The organism is Cyanobacteriota bacterium, assembly GCA_025054735.1.
In the GTDB taxonomy this organism is placed as follows: Bacteria; Cyanobacteriota; Cyanobacteriia; order SKYG9; family SKYG9; genus SKYG9.
Genome location: JANWZG010000448.1, coordinates 1 through 2,934 on the forward strand (window position 1 = coordinate 1; position 2,934 = coordinate 2,934).

Genomic DNA, 2,934 nt, shown 5'->3' on the forward strand with positions numbered 1-2,934 from the left:
ATGCCCAGGAATATCTAGAGAGTATCAAAGATGACCTTTTTGAGGGAGATGTCTATGTGTTTACCAAGGATGGTGATGTTCTCTCCTTGGCACGAGGCGCAACACCTGTGGACTTTGCCTATCGAGTGCATACCGAGGTTGGCAATCACTGTGCCGGGGCAAAAGTGAATGGGCGGATTGTACCCCTCAATACGCTCCTCAAGAATGGAGATATTGTAGAAATTATTACCCAGAAAAATGCTCAACCCAGCTTGGACTGGATTAATTTTGTAGTTACGGCTTCCGCCAGAAACCGGATCCGTCAATGGTATAAGCGATCGAACCGGGAAGAAAATATCCAGCGGGGTCGGATCATGCTGGAACGGGAAGTAGGCAAGAGTGGCTTCGAGAGCTTGCTGAAATCAGAACCGATGATGATGGTGGTTGAGCGCTGTAACTATCACAGTGTGGATGATCTGTTAGCTGCGATCGGCTATGGCGAAGTGACCCTGACCACAGTGGTGAACCGCTTGCGAGAAGCCGTGAAAACCCACCAGCATCAAGAGAAACCCAAGGACGAACTGCTGGTAGATGGGGCTGTGATGGAGATTAACCGACAGGCTAATTGTCTGCCACCGCCGGGTAAGTTCCCCATCATTGGTGTGGAGGGAATGCTCCATTACTTGGCCAAGTGTTGCCATCCCCTTCCTGGAGAACCGATCATTGGTGTCGTGACAAGAGGACGGGGTATCTCAATCCACCGTCAAGGTTGCCCTAACCTCGACCAAGTAGCTGGCGATCGGCTGGTGCCTGTTCGTTGGAATCCTAACTTAGCTGATGATGGCTATAACCTTACCTATCCAATCGAAATTCAGCTTAAAGTTATTGACCGGGTTGGCATTCTCAAGGATATTCTCTCTATTCTCAGTGATAACAAAATTAACGTCCGGTCTGCTCAGGTGCGCACCTTTCCTGACCAAACTGCCATAATTAACTTGGGAATTGATGTTCGCGATTCTGAACAGTTAGAGCGGACTTTTAATCGCACTCGGAAGTTGAGTGATGTACTGAATTTGCGGCGAGTCAGTGATCCTGAAGACGTAAGCTAGAGGATAAGGTTCCAACGATTGGATGCAGGCTCTAGGGTTATTCACTCCTGAATCGTTAATCGTGGTGCCCTTGACCCCTGATCCTCAATGTTTTACCCCATGGATAAAGGTTGGTTACGTTGGTTGCCACCATTTGTGCAGAAGCGATTGCAAGGGCGCTATACAGTACAGACCATTCTGGTGAATGCCAGTTGGCTACTGATCGATCGCATCATTCGTATTGGGGTTAACCTAATTGTGGGTGTATGGGTTGCTCGTTACTTGGGGCCTGCCCAGTTTGGCCTGTATAACTATGCCTTTGGCTTTGTTAGTCTGTTTGCGCCCCTCGCCTATCTGGGTCTAGAGAATGTTACCGTTCGTGAGCTTGTGCGCGAGCCGGATGCTAAAGACGAAATTCTAGGCTCTACGCTGATATTACGGCTCATTGGTGGCGTAGCCTTAGTGATTCTGACATTGACGGCGATCGTGTGGCTGCGCCCCTACGATCCAGCTATGGCATGGTTAGTTTCTGCTGTAGCACTAGGCAATTTGCTCCTGGCGTGGGAAACGATCGACTATTGGTTTCAGTCTCAAACCCTCTCACAATACACTGTCTATGCTCGTAACATTGCCTTTTTGCTAGCTACTCTGCTCAAAATCTTCTTGATTCAGCAACAAGCACCCCTAGTAGCTTTTGCCTGGGTTTGGACTACGGAAGTTGGGTTGATGGCGATCGCCCAAATAACTGCCTATCACTATAACCAAGGGCGCATTACCCACTGGCGACCAACGTTCAAACGGGCTGCCAGTCTACTTCGTCATTCCTATCCCCTGATGCTGTCTAGTTTCTCGATCATTTTTTACATGCGAATTGATCAGGTGATGCTTGGCAACCTAGTAGGTGATCATGCAGTGGGCATTTACTCTGTAGCTGTTCGAGTGTCAGAAGCATTTTACTTTGTGCCATCAGCCATCACCACGTCAGTAGCGCCATCAATCGTCAGCGCCCGACAAACGGACTTGCGCCTCTATCAACAACGACTACAACATACCTTTAATCTGCTAATGGTGTCGAGCTACGGCATCTGCACGATTATGGCAGTCAGCGCTGCTATCATTGTTCCCCTAGTATTCGGTGCCGAGTATGCCGACGCTAGCCCAGTACTAATCATCCATATCTGGTCGCTGATATTTGTGTTTCTCACCCTGGCACGAGAAATCTGGATCATTGCCGAGGGGGTGACCTATGTGTCATTCGTAGCTAGTACTACGGGTGCGATCGCAAATTTTCTGCTCAATCTCTACCTGATCCCGCGCTATGGTGCCCTAGGTGCAGCGATCGCCACATTGATTTCCTATGGTTTGTCAGCCTATGGTGTATTTATCCTGGTGCCTAAATTCTGGTCCTTGGGAAAGATCATGACCCGCGCCCTGCTCTTGACATGGTTAATTCCTAGTCAACGCTGACCTGAACAAACCTACTATCGAGCACTGACGAAGCGTTCTTTAGCGATCGCCCGTAACATCTCCAGATCTTCCCGACGAGATACCGACAGTGGAATCATTTTTTGGATAGCCTCCAACAACAGAGCCGTATCCAATGGCTTACCTTGGTACAAGGCCCGATAAAGGGCTGTGATGATTGCCTGTTCAATCTCTGCACCACTGAACCCATCACTAGCGTTGACCACTGCCGCTAAGTCGAGTTGGGCTGGGTTTTGCTTGCGACGGTTAAGGTGAATTTGGAAAATGGTGGCGCGTTCTTGGGCATCGGGCAAATCGACATAAAAAATCTCATCAAAACGTCCCTTGCGCAGTAACTCTGGCGGTAATTGCGAGATGTCGTTAGCCGTAGCGACCACAAACA

3 protein-coding genes are annotated in these 2,934 nt (G+C 49.1%); 2 read left to right on the forward strand and 1 reads right to left on the reverse strand.

Going from position 1 to position 2,934, the window contains the following annotated elements:
* Nucleotides 1-1,088 (forward strand): TGS domain-containing protein (locus NZ772_16600; GenBank protein MCS6815175.1); only part of this gene is annotated, 1,088 nt, incomplete at its 5' end.
* Nucleotides 1,089-1,187: 99 nt separating this feature from the next.
* Complete coding sequence (locus tag NZ772_16605) at nucleotides 1,188-2,534, forward strand: flippase (protein ID MCS6815176.1); 1,347 nt, start codon at nucleotides 1,188-1,190, stop codon at nucleotides 2,532-2,534.
* Nucleotides 2,535-2,548: 14 nt separating this feature from the next.
* Here the strand turns inward: NZ772_16605 and NZ772_16610 are convergent.
* Nucleotides 2,549-2,934: AAA family ATPase (locus NZ772_16610; GenBank protein MCS6815177.1), on the reverse strand; the 386-nt coding region annotated here is incomplete at its 5' end.